Origin of the sequence: Streptomyces zhaozhouensis (genome assembly GCF_900230195.1) — a bacterium.
GTDB classification, from domain to species: Bacteria; Actinomycetota; Actinomycetes; order Streptomycetales; family Streptomycetaceae; genus Streptomyces; species Streptomyces zhaozhouensis.
This window is the reverse complement of the sequence record NZ_OCNE01000003.1, coordinates 437,606-454,876: the sequence shown is the minus strand read 5'-3', so window position 1 is coordinate 454,876 and position 17,271 is coordinate 437,606. Positions and strand designations below refer to the sequence as shown.

The following is a 17,271-nucleotide window of genomic DNA, read 5'->3' as shown; positions in this document are numbered from 1 at the left end:
TGCCGCACCTTCGCTGTTACCCTGGTAGCCCGTGGACCGGAGGGCCCGAAAACCTTCGAACACTCACCGTCGGCACCCCCGGGCGAGCAGCCCGTGCGGAGCCGTCGTGTATCCGCCTCGCGACCACGGGAGCCCCGTTTTGGCCATGCCGCCCAGTTCCATGACGACTAAGACGACCAAGTTCATCTTCGTCACCGGCGGGGTCGCCTCCTCGCTCGGCAAGGGGCTCACCGCTTCCAGCCTCGGTGCCCTCCTCAAGGCGCGTGGCCTGCGCGTCACGATGCAGAAGCTGGACCCCTACCTCAACGTCGACCCCGGCACGATGAACCCGTTCCAGCACGGCGAGGTGTTCGTCACCAACGACGGCGCCGAGACCGACCTGGACATCGGCCACTACGAGCGCTTCCTCGACGTCGACCTCGACGGCAGCGCCAACGTCACCACCGGCCAGATCTACTCCACCGTGATCGCCAAGGAGCGGCGCGGCGAGTATCTGGGCGACACCGTGCAGGTCATCCCGCACATCACCAACGAGATCAAGCACCGCATCCGGCGGATGGCCACCGACGACGTCGACGTGGTGATCACCGAGGTCGGCGGCACGGTCGGCGACATCGAGTCGCTGCCCTTCCTGGAGGCGGTCCGCCAGACGCGGCACGAGGTCGGGCGGGACAACGTCTTCGTCGTCCACATCTCGCTGCTGCCCTACATCGGCCCCTCCGGCGAGCTGAAGACCAAGCCGACCCAGCACTCGGTCGCCGCGCTGCGCAACATCGGCATCCAGCCGGACGCCATCGTGCTGCGCGCCGACCGCGAGGTGCCCACCGCCATCAAGCGGAAGATCTCGCTGATGTGCGACGTGGAGGAGGCGGCCGTGGTCGCCGCCATCGACGCCAAGTCGATCTACGACATCCCGCCCGTGCTGCACGCCGGCGGGCTGGACGCCTACGTGGTGCGCCGGCTCGACCTGCCGTTCCGCGACGTGGACTGGACGCAGTGGAACGACCTGCTCGGCCGCGTGCACCGCCCGGAGCACGAGGTCACGGTCGCGCTGGTCGGCAAGTACATCGACCTGCCCGACGCCTATCTGTCGGTGACCGAGGCGCTGCGCGCCGGCGGCTTCGCCAACAACGCGCGGGTCACCATCAAGTGGGTCACCTCCGAGGACTGCCGGGTGCCGGGCGGCGCCGAGCGGCAGCTCTCGGACTGCGACGCGGTCTGCATCCCCGGCGGCTTCGGCGAGCGCGGCGTGGAGGGCAAGATCGCCGCGATCACCTACGCCAGGGAGCATCGGATCCCGCTGCTCGGGCTCTGTCTCGGCCTCCAGTGCGTGGTGATCGAGGCGGCGCGCAGCCTGCTGGGCATCCCCGAGGCCAACTCCACGGAGTTCGACAAGGCCGTGGCGCACCCGGTGATCTCCACGATGGAGGAGCAGCTGGACATCGTCGCCGGCGAGGGCGACCTCGGCGGCACCATGCGGCTCGGGCTCTACCCGGCGAAGCTCGCCGAGGGCTCGATCGTCCGCGAGACCTACCAGGACGAGCCGTATGTCGAGGAGCGCCACCGGCACCGCTACGAGGTGAACAACTCCTACCGCTCCGAGCTGGAGAAGAAGGCCGGCCTGGTCTTCTCCGGCACCTCCCCGGACGGGAAGCTGGTGGAGTTCGTGGAGTACCCGCGCGAGGTCCACCCGTACCTGGTCGCCACGCAGGCCCACCCGGAGCTGCGCTCCCGGCCCACCAGGCCGCACCCGCTCTTCGCCGGGCTGGTCGGCGCGGCGGTGCGGGCCAGGCGCGAGGCCCCCGGGGCGGACGTGGCGTCCGCCGCCGGGGGAGACTGAGGGGCATGACCGACCAGTCCTCGGCGCCGCTCGCCGACTCCCCGACGCAGTGGCCCGTCACCGCGACCGAGACCCCGTTCACCGGCAACAAGACCAGCGTCCGCACCGACGAGGTGCGGCTCCCCGACGGCGGCCGGGTGCACCGCGACTACCAGGTGCACCCCGGCTCCGTCGCGGTCCTCGCGCTGGACGAACGGGACCGCGCCGTGGTGATCGAGCAGTACCGGCACCCGGTGCGGCACAGGCTGTGGGAGATCCCCGCCGGACTGCTCGACGTGCCGGGGGAGAACCCGCTGCACGCCGCGCGGCGCGAGCTGTACGAGGAGGCGCACGTCAAGGCCGAGGACTGGCGGGTGCTGACCGACGTGTACACCACGCCGGGCGGCAGCGACGAGGCGGTGCGGATCTTCCTCGCCCGGCAGCTGTCGGAGGCCGAGGGCGAGCGCTACGAGGTGCACGCCGAGGAGGCCGACATGCGGCTGGCCAGGGTGCCGGTCGCCGACCTGGTGCGCGGTGTGCTGGCCGGGCGGCTGCACAACACCTGCCTGGCGCTGGGCGTCCTCGCCTACGGCGCCGCCCTCGCCGGGGAGGGCCCGCAGGCGCTGCGCCCGGCCGACGCGCCCTGGCCGGCCCGCCCGTTCCCGGCCTGACGTGTCCTGACCCGACGCCTCGGTGGCCTTGGCATACGCTCACCCCGTGACGGACGTGACGGAACAGACGGTCACCGACGGCGGGGGTTTCCTCGGACGCGGCCGCGAGCTGGCGGGCCTGCGCGGCGAGGTCGAGCGCGCGGGCCTCGACACCCTGGCGGGCCGCCCGGCCCCCCGGGGCCGGGTGCTGCTGGTGGCCGGCCGGCCGGGCACCGGCAGGACGGCGTTGGCCGAGGCGTTCGCCGCCGAACTCGCCGCCTCGGGCGACTACCCCGACGGGCTGCTGACCGCCCGGCTGACCGAGCCGGGGGGCACGCCCGTCACCGTGGAGCGCGCGGCGCGCGAGCTGCTGGCGCAGCTCGGTGTCGCGGCGCCGGCGGGCGGCGGCGACGAGGACCTGGCCGATCTGCTGCGCGAGACCCTGGACACCAGGTCGGCCGTGCTGCTGCTGGACGACGTCGCCGGCGCCGAGCAGCTCGCCGAGCTGGTGCCCGAGCACCGGGCCTGTGTGGTGGTGGCCGTCGCCGGCGGGCCGCTGACGAAGATCCCCGACGTGCGGCCCTGCGTGCTGGGCGGCCTGGACCGGCCCAACGCGATCCGGCTGCTGGAACGCGGCGCCGGCCCGGTGCGGATCACCGTCGACCCGGGGGCCGCCGACCATCTCGCCGAGATCTGCGGCGACCTGCCGGCCGCGTTGCGGCTCACCGCCGGCTGGCTCGCGCTCCACCCCGACCACACGCTGGTCGACGCGGTGCGCGGCTTCGCCGCCGGCGCCGATCGGCTGCCCTCGCCCGAGGGCGAGGCCGCCCCCGACCCGGCCGAGCTGCCGCTGCGCCGGGCCTTCGGCCTGGTGCACGCGGCGCTGCCGGCGCAGGCGGCGCGGCTGCTGCGGCTGCTGGCGCTGGCGCCCGGCGGGCTGGCCGACGACCACATCGCCGCCGCGCTGGCGGGGGCGCCGATCGGGGTGGCCCGCACGCTGCTCGACGACTTCGTCGCCTTCGGGCTGCTGCACGCGGCCGATCCGGGCCCGCCAGGCGTGGGCCCCGCCTACCGGGTGCCCGGCTGCCTGGCGCCGCTGCTGTCCGGGCTGCTGGAGGCGGAGGAGCGGCCGGGCGAGGTGCTGCTGGCGCGCGCCAGGATGCTGGAGCGCACCGTGCGTCAGCTGCGCGCCTGCCTGGCCACCACGGAGCCGGCGGGTTCGCCGGCCGCCAGATGGCTGGGCGAGCTGCCCAGGGCGCTGCGCTTCGACGGCCCGAAGCCCGCCGCCCGCTGGCTGGACGCCCGGCTGCCCGCGCTGCTGGCCGCCGCCCGGTCGGCCGTCGACGACGGCGAGTTGGACACGTTGGCCCGGCGGTTGGTGGCGGCGCTGACCCGGGCCCTGATCGCCCACCGGGGTCCCGACGAGGCGGCCCCCGAGCTGTACCGGCTGCACGAGCTGGTGCTGGGCGTCGCCGAACGGCAGGGCCTGACCAGGGAGCAGGCCGCCGCGCTGCTGAACCTGGGCGACCTGGACGTGCGCACCGGCCGGCTCGCCGGGGCGCTGACCCGCTACCGGGCCGCGCTGGAGGTGGCGCGCGGCGAGGGCGACGCGGCCGACCCGCTGGCGGTCGGCCGGACGCTGGAGTCCATCGGGGGCACCTACGCGGAGTTGAACGACTGGCAGCGCGCCGCCGACTGGTACGGGCGGGCTGTCGCGCTGGCCCAGACCCGTGACGACCTGGGGGCCGAGGCGCGGCTCCAGGGCAGGATCGGCGCGGTGCTCTCCTACGACGGGCAGTTGGAGGAGGCGCTGCGCGCCTGGCGGGCGGCGGCCTCGGCGCACCGCAGACGCGGGGACGCCCACGCGTACGCGCGCTCGCTGACCGAGGCGGCCCGGGTGATGGAGTACGCCGGGCAGTACGAGGAGTCGGAACGCACCGGGCGCGAGGCGCTGCGGCTGGCGGCCGGCACCGGCGACCAGCGGTTGCAGGCCGCGCTGCGGATGCGCCTGGCGGACACCGCCGACCGTCTCGGGCGCACCGACACCGCCGCCGTGCACCGCGCGGTCGCCGAGCAGATCCTCGCCGCTCCCGAGGAACCGCGTCCCGCGCCCGGGGCGGAGGGGGATTCCTCTGGCTCTGCAGAGGGAAACACTTGTGAAACGCAGCCGAAGCGTCGCCGTGATTGACTGAAAGCAAGGCGGTGCGACAGTCTTTCCTTGCTTAGAATGGCGAAAGCACCCCTTCGCGACACAAGGACCGTGATCGACATGAAGGTTGGCATCCCCCGCGAGGTCAAGAACAACGAGTTCCGCGTGGCCATCACCCCGGCCGGAGTGCACGAGCTCGTCAGCGGCGGCCACCAGGTCTTTCTTGAGGGCGGTGCCGGTCTCGGCTCCGCCATCCCCGACGAGGAGTACCTCGCGGCCGGCGCCACCGTGCTGCCCGAGGCGGACCAGGTCTGGGCCGAGGCCGACCTGCTGTTGAAGGTCAAGGAGCCGGTCGCCGAGGAGTACCACCGGCTGCGCAAGGACCTGACGCTCTTCACCTATCTCCATCTCGCCGCCTCCCGCGAGTGCACCGAGGCGCTGCTGGCCGCCGGCACCACCGCGATCGCCTACGAGACCGTCGAGGCGAGGGGCGCGTTGCCGCTGCTCGCCCCGATGTCCGAGGTGGCCGGCCGGCTCGCGCCGCAGGTCGGCGCCTACCACCTGATGCGTCCGGCCGGCGGGCGGGGCGTCCTGCCCGGCGGCGTCCCCGGCAGCCCGGCCGGCCACGCGGTGGTCATCGGCGCCGGCGTCTCCGGGTGGAACGCGACGCAGATCGCGGTCGGGCTCGGCTTCCAGGTCACCGTCCTGGACAAGGACACCGACAAACTGCGGGCCATGGACCGCGCTTACGGCGCCCGGGTGCGCACCGTCGCCTCCACCGCCCTGTCGCTGGAGCGCGAGGTGCTCACCGCCGACCTGGTGATCGGTGCGGTGCTGGTGCCGGGCGCCCGCGCGCCCCGGCTGGTCAGCGGGGAGCTGGTCTCCCGGATGCGCCCGGGAAGTGTCCTTGTCGACATCGCGATCGACCAGGGCGGCTGCTTCGCCGACTCCCGCCCCACCACCCACGCCGAGCCGACGTTCGCCGTGCACGACTCGCTCTTCTACTGCGTGGCCAACATGCCCGGCGCCGTGCCCAGTACCTCGACGCACGCGCTGACCAACGCGACGCTGCCGTATGTCGTCCAACTGGCCTCCGCCGGCTGGCGTTCCGCGCTGCGCTCCGATCCGGGGCTGGCCGCCGGGCTCCACACGCACGAGGGGCTGGTGGCCCACCGACCGGTCGCCGAGGCTCACCAACTGGCCTTCACCGCGCCCTCCGAGGTGCTTGCCTGAGTCGCCCGTGACCCGGGGCCCCGCCCCCGGGTCAACTCCCCGCGTCAACATCGGGAATGTCACACCGACGCGTTCGATGACCGTGTCGATTCAGCCACTCGGGCGCTTGTCGGTGCCGCCCGATCTGTCCCCAACTCCGCGCTCACGTCGTGGTTTAGCGGCCCGAACGGGGGTGAGATGCCCCGGCTCGCGAAGCATGGGGCCTTGACAAGTGATTGTTCGATGGCCGACACATCCGTGCCGGTCCGGTGGATTGTGTTGCTGAGGACCGCCGACACGCCATAGAGTCGCCAAACGTCGGCATGGTGCAACGCTGACTCTGTCTAGAAGTTCCCTGGTCCCCAAGGAGGTAAGACGACTTGTGAATGAGTCGATAATTACTCCCAGGGGAGCACAGGTCCCGGAGCGGCGTCAGAGCGCCTCGGATTCGACGGGCAACGGCTCCGTCGCTGTTCATCCCTTCGCAACCCACCAGAGCCAACCGAGCATGACAGCGCATCAGAGCACGGACGGCCACGAGACCAGTGCCGTCACAGCGAACCGTACGGCCGGCGAGTCCGACCGTTATCCCGACTACGAAGACATCCCCGACGGCCAGTTCTACGACCCGGACGCCGAATACGAGCCGGATCCCGAATACGCGGCGACCATCGCCCCGGACGCGGCCCGGCAGCGCCGGGAGCGGATCGGCCCCACCGGCCGGCCCCTGCCGTACTTCCCCATCCCCGGACCGCTCAGCGAGCGCGGACCGGCGAAGGTCATCGCCATGTGCAACCAGAAGGGCGGCGTGGGCAAGACCACGTCGGCCATCAACCTGGGCGCGGCGCTGGCCGAGTACGGACGCCGGGTCCTGCTGGTGGACTTCGACCCGCAGGGCGCGCTCTCCGTCGGCCTCGGCGTCAACCCGATGGAGCTGGACCTCACCGTCTACAACCTGCTGATGGAGCGGGGCATGGCCCCCGACGAGGTGCTGCTCAAGACGGCGGTCGCCGGCATGGACCTGCTGCCGAGCAACATCGACCTCTCGGCGGCCGAGGTGCAGCTGGTCAGCGAGGTGGCGCGGGAGTCCACGCTCCAGCGTGCGCTCCAACCGCTGCTCAGCGACTACGACTTCATCATCATCGACTGCCAGCCCTCGCTCGGCCTGCTCACCGTGAACGCCCTCACCGCGGCGCACAAGGTGATCGTGCCGCTGGAGTGCGAGTTCTTCGCGCTGCGCGGCGTGGCGCTGCTCACCGAGACGATCGAGAAGGTCCAGGAGCGGCTCAACCCCGAGCTGCGGCTGGACGGCATCCTCGCCACCATGTACGACTCGCGCACGGTGCACAGCCGAGAGGTGCTCGCCCGGGTCGTCGAGGCGTTCGACGACAACGTGTACCACACGGTCATCGGCCGCACCGTCCGGTTCCCCGAGACCACCGTCGCGGGCGAGCCGATCACCACGTACGCCTCCAACTCGGTGGGCGCGGCGGCCTACCGACAGCTCGCCAGGGAGGTGCTCGCCCGGTGCCACGCCGAGTGAGCCTTCCGGCGGCCGACGAACTGTTCCGCAGCACGGGTGGGGCGGCCGTCCAGCCGTCGAGCCCCTCGACCGCACAGGAGAACGCGGCGGCGGAGCCCTCCCAGGCCCCGTCCGCCGACCAGTCGGGCGAGCCGGCCGGCTCCGGGGCGCCCGACGAGGGCGCGGGCGAGGGGCGCGCGCGCCGCGAGCCCAGGCCCAAGTCGGCGCGTGAGCGCGGCGGTCGGGAGGAGCGGCTGCCCGCTCAGGCGAAGCGGGACGGCTCCGGCCGGCCCACCGTTCCCCCCGCCGGCGGCCAGCCCGCGGCCCCCGGCCGGGGCGGCGCCCCCGCGGGGCCGCCGCGCAAGGGACGCGTCGCGCGGCGGCCGAGCGGCCGGGAGCGGCACGACGAGAAGATCACCGTCTATGTCTCGGCGGAGGAGCTGATGGACCTGGAGCACGCGCGGTTGGTGCTGCGCGGTGAGCACGGGCTCGCCGTCGACCGGGGCCGCATCGTGCGCGAGGCGGTCGCCGTCGTCCTCGCCGACCTCGAATCCCGGGGCGACGCCAGCATCTTGGTGCGGCGCCTGCGCGGTCGCTGACCGCGCGGCGCGCGCTGCCCGAGTGCGGCGCGGAGTAACGTGCCCGGCGATGACCCCGCCCGCCCACCGCCGCCGCCCCCTGGGCCGGGGCCCCACCGGCCCCGAGGCGACGCCTCCGGAACGGGCCGCCGAACAGACCCCGGCGGCCCCTTCGCCCGTGCCCCCGCAGGGACTCGGGGAGCCCGAGCGGGCCGCCACCCCCGTGGACGCTCCGCCGCCGGGGGAGGCCGGCCCGGCGCCCGACGAGGACGGGACGCCAACCCCGGGGCCCGCGCCGGAGGATGCACCACCGGCCGCCGAGGACCAGGACGGCGCCGGCGGCGAGGAGGCGCCCGACGACGGGAAGTTCCGCGTCGTACTGGAGAACTTCGAGGGCCCCTTCGACCTGCTGCTCCAACTGATCTCCCGGCACCGGCTGGACGTCACCGAGGTCGCGCTCTCGCGGGTCACCGACGACTTCCTCGCCCATCTGCGGGCCATGGGGCCGGACGGCGACCTCGACCAGACCACCGAGTTCCTGGTCGTCGCCGCCACCCTGCTCGACCTCAAGGCCGCCAGGCTGCTGCCCACCGCCGAGGTGGAGGACGAGGCCGACCTGGCGCTGCTGGAGGCGAGGGACCTGCTCTTCGCGCGGCTGCTCCAGTACCGCGCGTTCAAGCGGGTCGCCGAGATCTTCGCCGACCGCCTCGCCGACGAGGCGCTGCGCCACCCCAGGACCGTCGGCCTGGAACCGCACCACGCGGAGCTGCTGCCGGACGTGGTGATCAGGATCGGACCCGAGGGCTTCGCGCGGCTCGCGGTCAAGGCCATGCAGCCCCGGCCAAGACCCGCCGTCTACGTCGAGCACATCCACGCCCCGCTGGTCAGCGTCCGCGAGCAGGCCGAGGTGGTGGTCGGCCGGCTGCGCGAGGCCGGCGCGCTCACGTTCGCCGAGCTGACCGACGACGCCCCGGACACGTTGACCGTGGTGGCCCGGTTCCTCGCGCTGCTGGAGCTGTACCGGGAACGCGCGGTCGCGCTCGAACAGCCGGAGGCGCTCGGCTCGTTGCTGGTCCGCTGGAGCGGCGCCGAGCCGGGGCGGACGCTGGTCAGCGACGAGTTCGACCAGGCGGCGGGGGACACGGGCAGGCGCGGCGCGCGCGACGAGGACGGCACCGAGGCCGACGACAGGGAAGGCGGAACGGCATGACCACCCCCGAGGCCCCCGCGCACCGGGACCCGGAGCGGAACCCGCGGCGGGACCCGGAGAACGCGCCCGAGGAGTCGCCCGTCGCGCTGCGGCCGGCGCTGGAGGCGGTGCTGATGGTCGTCGACGAGCCGGCGACCGAGGAGCACCTGGCCAGGGTGCTGGGGCACCCGCGTCGCGCGGTCGCCGACGCGCTGCGCGAACTGGCCGACGAGTACACCAGGGACGGCCGGGGCTTCGAGCTGCGGCTGGTCGCCGGAGGCTGGCGCTACTACACCAGGCCGGTCTACGCGTCCGTCGTGGACGGCTTCGTGCTGGACGGGCAGCACGCCCGGTTGACGCAGGCGGCGCTGGAGACGCTGGCCGTGGTCGCCTACCGCCAGCCGGTGAGCCGTTCCCGCGTCTCCGCGATCCGCGGCGTGAACTGCGACGGCGTGATGCGGACGCTGCTCCAGCGCGGGCTGCTGGCCGAGGCGGGCACCGAACCCGAAACAGGTGCGATCCTGTATGTGACGACGCACTACTTCCTGGAGCGGATGGGGCTGCGCGGCCTGGACGAGCTTCCGGAGCTGGCGCCCTTCCTCCCCGAGGCGGATCAGGTCGAGGGCGAGAGCCAGGAGGGGGTGCCGTCGTTCGACGTAGATGCAGACGACGGCGACTCCCCAACGGATCATTGATGCGAAGCAGCGGCAGGAACAACGACAACCGGGGCTCCGGCGGCAACAGCGGCCGGAACAACCGCGACGCCAACCGGAGCACGAGCCGGAACACGAACCGGAGCTCCAGCCGGGACAACCGCGGCGCGGGCAACAACCGCGACGACCGCGGGCAGCGGTCCGGCCGCCCCCCGCGCCCCGAGGAACGCCGCTACGACCAGGGCGGACGCGGCGACGACAGGAACGCGCCGGGCGGCCGGGGCCGCGGCGGAGGCCAGGGCCGGGCCGGCCAGGGCGGCCCCGGGGGCAAGGGCGGCTTCGGAGGCAAGGGCGGCCCTGGAGGCAAGGGCAAGGGCGGCGGCCCCGGCCGCCGGCGTCCCGCGCCGCCGGCCAGGTCGCGCGAGTACGAGGCGCAGATCGAGGACCGCAACCGGGAGCGGCACGCCAACAAGTCGACGGCCTCGAAGCTGCCCAAGACGTTCGACGAGCCCGAGGGCGAACGCCTCCAGAAGGTGCTCGCCCGCGCCGGCCTCGGCTCCCGCCGGGCCTGCGAGGAGCTGATCGACCAGTCCCGGGTCGAGGTGAACGGCCGGATCGTGACCTCCCAGGGCCGCCGCGTCAACCCCGACCAGGACGAGATCAAGGTCGACGGGCTGACCGTGGCCAGCCAGTCGCACCTGTATTTCGCGCTGAACAAGCCGGCCGGCGTGGTCTCCGCCATGGAGGACCCCGAGGGCCGCCAGTGCCTCGGCGACTACGTGCAGAACCGCGAGACCCGCCTCTTCCACGTCGGCCGGCTGGACACCGAGACCGAGGGCCTGCTGCTGCTCACCAACCACGGCGAGCTGGCCCACCGGCTGACCCACCCCCGCTACGGCGTGACCAAGACCTATCTGGCGGCGATCCAGGGCCCCATCCCGCGCGACCTGGGCAAGCGGCTGAAGGAGGGCGTGCGGCTGGAGGACGGCCATGTGCGGGCCGACAGCTTCCGGGTGGTGGAGAACACCGGGAAGAACTACCTCGTGGAGGTCGTGCTGCACGAGGGCCGCAAGCACATCGTGCGCCGGATGCTGGCCGAGGTCGGCTTCCCGGTCGACCGGCTGGTGCGCACCGGGTTCGGCCCGATCGTGCTGGGCGACCAGAAGTCCGGCTGGCTGCGCCGGATGACCAACACGGAGGTCGGCCGGCTGCTGCGCGAGGTCGGCCTCTGACGGCCCGGCCCCGCCCGCACGGGCGCTGACCTGTCGAAGACGTTCGGAACGTGTCGGGAGCGGCGACTACCCTGAGGGGATGCGCACCGCTCTCGTCATCGGCTGCGGTCTGATCGGGACCTCCGTCGCCCTGGCGCTCTCCGCGAGGGGCGTCCGCGTCCACCTCGACGACCACGACCACGACCGCCGCCGCACCGCCGCCGCCCTGGGCGCCGGCAGCGAGGAGCCGCCCGAGGGGCCGGTGGAGCTGGCCGTGGTCGCGGTGCCGCCGACCCGGATCGCCGCCACCGTCGCGGAGCTGCAACGGCGGGACGCCGCCCACGCCTACGTGGACGTGGGCAGCGTCAAGGCAGGGCCGGCCGGCGAGTTGGCCGCGCTCGGCGGGGACCCGACGAGCTACCTGGGCACCCACCCGATGGCGGGGCGCGAGCGCTCCGGGCCGCTGGCCGCCTCGGCCGACCTCTTCGAGGGCCGGCCCTGGGTGCTGACCCCGACGTCGCGTACCAGGACCGAGGTGGTCAACCTGGTCCTGGAGCTGGCGTCACTCTGCCGCGCGGTGCCCGTGATGATGGAGGCGGCGGCCCACGACCGGGCCGTCGCGCTGGTCTCCCACACCCCGCAGCTGGTCTCCAGCCTGGTCGCCGCCCGGCTGGAGTCCGCGGAGGAGTCGGCGGTGCGGCTGTGCGGCCAGGGCATCAGGGACGTCACCAGGATCGCCGCCTCCGACCCCCGGATGTGGATCGAGATCCTGGCGGCCAACCCGGGCCCGGTCGCCGACGTGCTCGCCGAGGTGGCGGGCGACCTGGAGCGGACGGTCAGCGCGCTGCGCGCCCTGACGTCCGCCGACGAGGCCAAGCGCGCCGAGGGCGCCGAGGGCATCGAGGCGGTGCTGCGCCGGGGCAACGCGGGCCGGGAGCGGGTGCCGGGCAAGCACGGGGCGGCGCCGGCCAGTTATGAGACGGTCGCGGTGCTGATCAGCGACCGTCCGGGCGAGCTGGCGGCGATCTTCGCCGACGCCGGCCGGGCCGGCGTCAACATCGAAGACGTGCGGATCGAGCACGCCACCGGCCAGCAGTCCGGGCTGGTGCAGCTGATGGTCGAGCCGTCGGCCGCCCCGCCCCTGGCGGCGGCCCTGCGGGAGCGCGGCTGGTCCCTGCGGCGGTAGCGGCCTTCCGCGCCCCCGCCGCGGACGCCGGCGGGCGGCCGGCGGGCGGCCCGTGCGGTGCCGGTACCCTTGCCCGGTGGGTCGCCCCGCCCCACCGCGCCGGGCCGCCCGTGCGCCCGCCGGGAGCCAGGGCCCGTCGAGGGGACCGGCGCCCGTTCTCGTCCCGAACTGCGAAAGGTGTCCACTTCCGTGGCTGCAACTCCCGTCGTCGTCGCCATCGATGGCCCCTCCGGCACCGGCAAGTCGAGCACCTCCAAGGCGGTGGCCGCGCGGATGGGGATGCGTTACCTGGACACCGGGGCCCAGTACCGCGCGATCACCTGGTGGATGCTGCACGCCGGCGTCGACATCGACGACCCCCGGGCCGTGGCGGCGGCCGCCGGCAAGCCCAGCATCGTCTCCGGCACCGACCCGCTGGCGCCCACCATCACCGTCGACGGCACCGACGTCGCCGCCCCGATCCGGGGCGAGCGGGTCACCGGCGCCGTCAGCGCCGTCAGCGCGGTGCCCGAGGTGCGGACGCTGATCACCGAGTTGCAGCGTTCCATCGCCGCCCAGGCGGACGGCGGCATCGTCGTCGAGGGCCGCGACATCGGCACCACCGTGCTGCCCGACGCCGACGTCAAGATCTTCCTGACCGCCTCGCCCGAGGTGCGGGCCGCCCGCCGCAGCGCCGAGGTGTCCGGCAGGGCCGGCACCCCGGCGGCCGGCGGTACCGACGTCGCCGCCACCCAGGCGGCGCTGCTGCGCCGGGACGCGGCCGACTCGGGCCGCAAGACCTCGCCGCTGGCGAAGGCGGGGGACGCCACCGAGGTGGACACCAGCGAGCTGACTCTGGAACAGGTCATCGAGTGCGTGGTCACCCTCATCGAGGAGCGGGGGCGGCGGTAACGATGACCCCACCCGGCGCCCGGGGCGCCGTGGCCGGCCACCGGCTGGCGCGCGGGGTGGTCCACACGGTGTGGCGCCCCCGGGTGCTGGGGGCGTGGCGGACGCCACCGGCCGGCCCGCTGATCCTCGCGGTCAACCACACCCACAACGTCGACGGTCCGGTGCTCTTCGGCGCCGCGCCCCGGCCGGTGAGCTTCCTGGTCAAGCGGGAGGCGTTCGTCGGCCCGCTCGGCGCGTTCCTGCGCGGCATCGGCCAGATCGGCGTCGACCGCGCGGCGGCCGACCTGGCCGCGGTCCGCGCCGCCGGCGGGGTGCTGGAGCGGGGCGGGGTGCTCGGCATCTTTCCCGAGGGCACCCGGGGGGACGGCGACTTCGCCTCCGTCCGCGCCGGGCTGGCGTACTTCGCGCTCCGCTCCGGCGCCCCGATACAGCCGGTCGCCGTCCTCGGCAGCGACCGCCCGGGGCGGCTGGTGCGCTCCCTGCCGCCGCTGCGCGGCCGGGTGGACGTGGTGCTCGGCGCACCGTTCACCGTGGGCGGGGGCGCGGGAAGCCGACGCGGCCGGGCGGCGTTGGACAGGGCGAGCGACGAGATCAGGGTCAGGCTGGCCGCCCATCTGCGGGACGCCAGGCTGGCCACGGGCCACTAGCGCCGGGTCACCGGCCCACCCACCATCCACGACGGAACGACACGACGGACGAGGTAGACGCGACGCCATGAACGACCAGAACTCCCAGGGCGCCGAGCCCGGGCCGCACGAAGGGCAGCTGGCCGGTCAGGGCGCGCTCGACGCCGGCGAGTACGACGAGTTCCTGCGGATCGCCCAGGAGGAGGGGTTCGAGGCCGACGAGATCGAGGGCGAGCTGGCGGCCGCGACCTCGGGACCGCTGCCGGTGCTGGCCGTCGTCGGCCGGCCCAACGTCGGCAAGTCGACGTTGGTCAACCGCATCCTCGGCCGCCGCGAGGCCGTCGTGGAGGACCGCCCCGGCGTCACCAGGGACCGCGTGACCTACGAGGCCGAGTGGGCGGGCCGCCGGTTCAAGGTGGTGGACACCGGCGGCTGGGAACAGGACGTGCTGGGCATCCAGGCGTCGGTCGCCGCCCAGGCCGAGTTCGCCATCGAGACCGCGGACGCCGTGGTGCTGGTCGTGGACGCCACGGTCGGCGTCACCGACACCGACAGCGCCGTGGTCAAGCTGCTGCGCAAGGCCGGCAAGCCGGTGGTGCTCTGCGCCAACAAGGTCGACGGCCCCAACATGGAGGCCGACGCCGCCTACCTGTGGTCGCTCGGCGTGGGGGAGCCCCACCCGGTCTCGGCGCTGCACGGCCGCGGCACCGGCGACATGCTCGACGCGGTGCTGGAGGCGCTCCCGGAGGCGCCGGCGCAGACCTTCGGCGACATCGTGGGCGGCCCGCGCCGGATCGCACTCATCGGACGGCCCAACGTCGGCAAGTCCTCGCTGCTCAACAAGGTCGCCAACGAGGACCGCGTGGTGGTCGACGCCACCGCGGGCACCACCAGGGACCCCGTCGACGAGCTGGTCGAACTGGCCGACAAGACCTGGCGGTTCGTCGACACCGCCGGCATCCGGCGCAAGGTCCACCTCCAGGGCGGGGCCGACTACTACGCCTCGCTGCGCACCGCCGCCGCGCTGGAGAAGGCGGAGGCGGCCGTCGTGCTGATCGACGTCACCGAGCCGATCAGCGTGCAGGACACCCGGATCATCACCATGGCCGTCGAGGCGGGCCGGGCGCTGGTCATCGCCTACAACAAGTGGGACACCCTCGACGAGGAACGCCGCTACTACCTGGAGCGGGAGATCGAGCAGGAGCTGGTGCGGGTGCGCTGGGCGCCCCGCGTCAACATCTCGGCCCGCACCGGGCGGCACCTGGAGAAGCTGGTGCCGGCGATGGAGACCGCGCTGGAGAGCTGGGAGTCGCGGGTGCCGACCGGCCGGCTCAACGGGTTCCTCGGCGAGCTGGTCGCCTCCCACCCGCACCCGGTGCGGGGTGGCAAGCAGCCGAGGATCCTCTTCGGCACCCAGGCCGGCACCCGCCCGCCGCGGTTCGTGCTCTTCGCCTCCGGCTTCCTGGAGGCCAGCTACCGCCGCTTCGTCGAGCGGCGGCTGCGCGAGGAGTTCGGCTTCGAGGGCACCCCGATCCAGCTGTCGGTACGGGTGCGGGAGAAGCGTTCCCGGAAGAAGTGACGGCCGGGGGCCGGGGCGCCCCGGTCAGCGCTCCCCGGCCGCCTCCGGACGGCCGGGGGGCAGCTCCGCGCGGGCCTGGCCCCCCGGCCGGTACTCCAGATGGCGCCAACTCCCCACGCCCACGCCCCTGATCGTGTTGAAGCCGACGAAACGCAGCTCCTCCTCGCCGCTGCGGTCGCCCGGCAGCGTCCGGAAGAGCCGCCGGTACTCGGCGCAGAGCGAGTCGTAGATCGGCGTCTGCGAGCCGCCGGCGCGTTCGTAGGGGGAGCGCATCCCCGGGATGGCGCCGGACGCGGGACGGAGCGAGGCGGAGGGCCGCCGGGGTTCGTAAGGGTGCACGTCCAACCAACGACCGGATCCCGCGCCGGATGCGGCCCTGGCCAGCGCTGCACCCACCCGGACGCCCGAACGGGGCGCGGCTCACCGCGCGAGCGACCACTCCTCAGGCGCGGACGACGCCGCACCGCCGCGCCGCCCGCCCCGGGCCCAGGAGGGATCAGGTGCCGGCGAGCGGCATCGCGGCGGCCACCAGCAGCCCGCCGGCCGCCGCCTTCTCCAGGGCCTCCCGCAGCAGGTCCTCCCTCGGCTGCTGCCCGATCGTGCCGGCCGGCGCCGCGTAGACCAGGACGGTGTGCCGCTGGTTGGCCGTGGCCCGCCAGCCGTCGGTGACCGAGAGCGGCTCGTGCGCCTGCCACCAGGCGCTCGCGTCCCCGCCGGCCGGGTCGCTCTGGAGCACCGCGTGCAGCTTGCCCATCGCCAGCAGCACCGACCAGCCGGGAAGCCGCGCCGGGGCGGTGCCGACGTCGGAGATCGGGACGAAGCCGCCCTCGATCAGCAGCGGCAGGAAGTCGTCACCCGGCCCCTGCGAGCCGGGGCGCACGATCGGGGTGGTGGGCTCCACCACGATCGCCGGGAACAGCTCGCCCTCGATCAGGATCTGGCCGCAGGTGACGCCGAGCACCGCCTGCCCGCGCTCGGCGGGGTCGGGCTCGGCCGGGGTCGCGGCCGGCGCCGCGGCCTGCTGGCTCTGCCCGGTGATGGAACGCACCGCGCCGCGCAGTTGCTCCTCGGAGACGGAGACCACCTGGGACGGGATGCAGGAGGCGTGCGCGAAGGCCAGCACGGCCGTCTCGCCGCCGACGAAGAGCACGGTGCTGGTGCGCTCCTGGGTGGTGTTGCCGGGGGTGCGGCAGGAGGTGCAGTCGTACGCGCCCGGGGCGTTCTCGCCCGCGAGCAGCCGCTCGGCCTCTTCGTCGCCGATCTCGGCGCGTACGTCGTCGCTGACGTCGAGCAAGGGGGACACGGTCGCTCCTCGGTAGGGGTAGGCCCGCCGTCGACGGCGGGTGCCCCGTGCACAACGGCGGGAGACGCGCCCGGGTCACGCTGCGGCCGCCGCGTCGCCGGGCCGACGCGACGAACGTCGGGCGAACGCGGGATGTCCTGCGGGAAACCGTCGCCGCACGGAACGTCGCCGGGGGGACGCGCGCCGGACAGCCGCCATAAACCAGCCGTTCACCGGATGCCGCCGGAAGCGTGAATGACCGGTGTGGAGGGAAACGTTCCGCGCGCGCCGGAAAAACCGCCGGAGAACGTGCCCGAGGTGTGCTCCCCACCCTTTCGCGGCGGCCGGTCATTACACAACGCGCACTTTTCCGCGAAAGTACGGCCGGGGACGAGGTCGTGACACAAGCGTGACCGTTCCCCGATCCGGGACGCCCTTCCGGGGGCCCGAGGGCAGGCCCTACGGTGGGGCCATGCCGTCGCTGCCGAAGCCCCCGAGGCCCCCCGAGGACGACCCCGACACCTATCTCGGCATGGCCGCCGACCAGGCCGAGGAGCGGGCCAGGGGGCGGGGCTGGCGCACCGTGCGCCGACTGGCGCCGGACGCGATCGTGACCATGGAGTTCATGCCGGGCCGGCTCAACTTCGCGGTCCGCGACGGCGCGGTCGAGCGCTGCTGGCGCGGCTGAACGTGCCCCGCTGAACGCCGTCCCGAACGCTCCCCG

General features: G+C 74.1%; 16 protein-coding genes. 14 read left to right on the top strand and 2 right to left on the bottom strand.

Annotated features, from left to right (window positions below):
- Positions 1-160 precede the first annotated feature (160 nt).
- The 13 genes from pyrG to der all read left to right on the top strand — a co-directional run bounded on the left by pyrG (position 161) and on the right by der (position 15,265).
- A complete protein-coding gene (gene pyrG, locus CRP51_RS07890; RefSeq protein WP_439333127.1) occupies positions 161-1,840 on the top strand; it encodes a CTP synthase in 1,680 nt (559 codons plus the stop codon).
- Between the two features lie 5 nt (positions 1,841-1,845).
- A complete protein-coding gene (locus CRP51_RS07885; RefSeq protein ID WP_097230286.1) occupies positions 1,846-2,490 on the top strand; it encodes an NUDIX domain-containing protein in 645 nt (214 codons plus the stop codon).
- 55 nt (positions 2,491-2,545) lie between these two features.
- Positions 2,546-4,657 carry a tetratricopeptide repeat protein gene (locus CRP51_RS07880; protein ID WP_439333129.1) on the top strand — a complete coding sequence of 704 codons (2,112 nt, stop codon included), beginning with the start codon at positions 2,546-2,548 and terminating at the stop codon, positions 4,655-4,657.
- 81 nt (positions 4,658-4,738) lie between these two features.
- The gene (ald, locus tag CRP51_RS07875) at positions 4,739-5,851 is read left to right on the top strand and encodes an alanine dehydrogenase (protein ID WP_097230339.1); all 1,113 of its coding nucleotides are present in this window, start codon (positions 4,739-4,741) and stop codon (positions 5,849-5,851) included.
- A gap of 487 nt (positions 5,852-6,338) precedes the next feature.
- A complete protein-coding gene (locus CRP51_RS07870) occupies positions 6,339-7,373 on the top strand; it encodes a ParA family protein (protein ID WP_097230285.1) in 1,035 nt (344 codons plus the stop codon).
- Entirely contained in the window at positions 7,358-7,951 is a 594-nt protein-coding gene (locus tag CRP51_RS07865; protein WP_097230284.1) for a prolipoprotein diacylglyceryl transferase, read from the top strand. The genes CRP51_RS07870 and CRP51_RS07865 overlap by 16 nt, the downstream gene beginning before the upstream one ends.
- Positions 7,952-8,000: 49 nt before the next feature.
- Positions 8,001-9,140 carry a segregation and condensation protein A gene (locus tag CRP51_RS07860; RefSeq protein WP_099459292.1) on the top strand — a complete coding sequence of 380 codons (1,140 nt, stop codon included), beginning with the start codon at positions 8,001-8,003 and terminating at the stop codon, positions 9,138-9,140.
- Positions 9,137-9,814 (top strand): SMC-Scp complex subunit ScpB, encoded by a 678-nt coding sequence (gene scpB / locus CRP51_RS07855; protein ID WP_097230283.1) that lies wholly within the window; start codon positions 9,137-9,139, stop codon positions 9,812-9,814. The genes CRP51_RS07860 and scpB overlap by 4 nt, the downstream gene beginning before the upstream one ends.
- Entirely contained in the window at positions 9,814-11,004 is a 1,191-nt protein-coding gene (locus CRP51_RS07850) for a pseudouridine synthase (RefSeq protein ID WP_097230282.1), read from the top strand. Before scpB ends, CRP51_RS07850 begins: the two co-directional genes overlap by 1 nt.
- Before the next feature lie 79 nt (positions 11,005-11,083).
- Positions 11,084-12,169, top strand: a complete 1,086-nt coding sequence (locus CRP51_RS07845; protein WP_097230281.1) for a prephenate dehydrogenase — start codon at positions 11,084-11,086, stop codon at positions 12,167-12,169.
- Between the two features lie 177 nt (positions 12,170-12,346).
- The gene (cmk, locus tag CRP51_RS07840) at positions 12,347-13,060 is read left to right on the top strand and encodes a (d)CMP kinase (RefSeq protein WP_097230280.1); all 714 of its coding nucleotides are present in this window, start codon (positions 12,347-12,349) and stop codon (positions 13,058-13,060) included.
- A gap of 2 nt (positions 13,061-13,062) precedes the next feature.
- On the top strand, positions 13,063-13,707 hold the full coding sequence (locus CRP51_RS07835) for a lysophospholipid acyltransferase family protein (RefSeq protein WP_097230279.1): 645 nt from the start codon (positions 13,063-13,065) through the stop codon (positions 13,705-13,707).
- 67 nt (positions 13,708-13,774) lie between these two features.
- Positions 13,775-15,265, top strand: coding sequence for a ribosome biogenesis GTPase Der (gene der, locus CRP51_RS07830; protein WP_097230278.1), 1,491 nt, complete (start codon positions 13,775-13,777; stop codon positions 15,263-15,265).
- Between the two features lie 24 nt (positions 15,266-15,289).
- On the opposite strand, the gene CRP51_RS07825 is transcribed toward der, so the two are convergent.
- Together CRP51_RS07825 and CRP51_RS07820 are read right to left on the bottom strand one after the other, a co-directional pair.
- On the bottom strand, positions 15,290-15,604 hold the full coding sequence (locus tag CRP51_RS07825; protein ID WP_245880443.1) for a hypothetical protein: 315 nt from the start codon (positions 15,602-15,604) through the stop codon (positions 15,290-15,292).
- Positions 15,605-15,761: 157 nt separating this feature from the next.
- Complete coding sequence (locus tag CRP51_RS07820; protein ID WP_170970461.1) at positions 15,762-16,568, bottom strand: DUF8842 C-terminal domain-containing protein; 807 nt, start codon at positions 16,566-16,568, stop codon at positions 15,762-15,764.
- Between the two features lie 451 nt (positions 16,569-17,019).
- On the opposite strand from CRP51_RS07820, the gene CRP51_RS07815 reads away from it, so the two are divergent.
- Positions 17,020-17,235 carry a hypothetical protein gene (locus tag CRP51_RS07815; protein ID WP_097230276.1) on the top strand — a complete coding sequence of 72 codons (216 nt, stop codon included), beginning with the start codon at positions 17,020-17,022 and terminating at the stop codon, positions 17,233-17,235.
- Positions 17,236-17,271: the final 36 nt, after the last annotated feature.

Bases quoted from the DNA above. Each gene is read 5' to 3' on its own strand.
- CRP51_RS07835 (WP_097230279.1), top strand. From the start codon at position 13,063: ATGACCCCACCCGGCGCCCGGGGCGCCGTGGCCGGCCACCGGCTGGCG.
- CRP51_RS07815 (WP_097230276.1), top strand. From the start codon at position 17,020: ATGCCGTCGCTGCCGAAGCCCCCGAGGCCCCCCGAGGACGACCCCGAC.
- CRP51_RS07870 (WP_097230285.1), top strand. From the start codon at position 6,339: ATGACAGCGCATCAGAGCACGGACGGCCACGAGACCAGTGCCGTCACA.
- CRP51_RS07850 (WP_097230282.1), top strand. From the start codon at position 9,814: ATGCGAAGCAGCGGCAGGAACAACGACAACCGGGGCTCCGGCGGCAAC.
- pyrG (WP_439333127.1), top strand. From the start codon at position 161: ATGACGACTAAGACGACCAAGTTCATCTTCGTCACCGGCGGGGTCGCC.
- der (WP_097230278.1), top strand. From the start codon at position 13,775: ATGAACGACCAGAACTCCCAGGGCGCCGAGCCCGGGCCGCACGAAGGG.
- CRP51_RS07845 (WP_097230281.1), top strand. From the start codon at position 11,084: ATGCGCACCGCTCTCGTCATCGGCTGCGGTCTGATCGGGACCTCCGTC.
- ald (WP_097230339.1), top strand. From the start codon at position 4,739: ATGAAGGTTGGCATCCCCCGCGAGGTCAAGAACAACGAGTTCCGCGTG.
- scpB (WP_097230283.1), top strand. From the start codon at position 9,137: ATGACCACCCCCGAGGCCCCCGCGCACCGGGACCCGGAGCGGAACCCG.
- CRP51_RS07885 (WP_097230286.1), top strand. From the start codon at position 1,846: ATGACCGACCAGTCCTCGGCGCCGCTCGCCGACTCCCCGACGCAGTGG.
- CRP51_RS07860 (WP_099459292.1), top strand. From the start codon at position 8,001: ATGACCCCGCCCGCCCACCGCCGCCGCCCCCTGGGCCGGGGCCCCACC.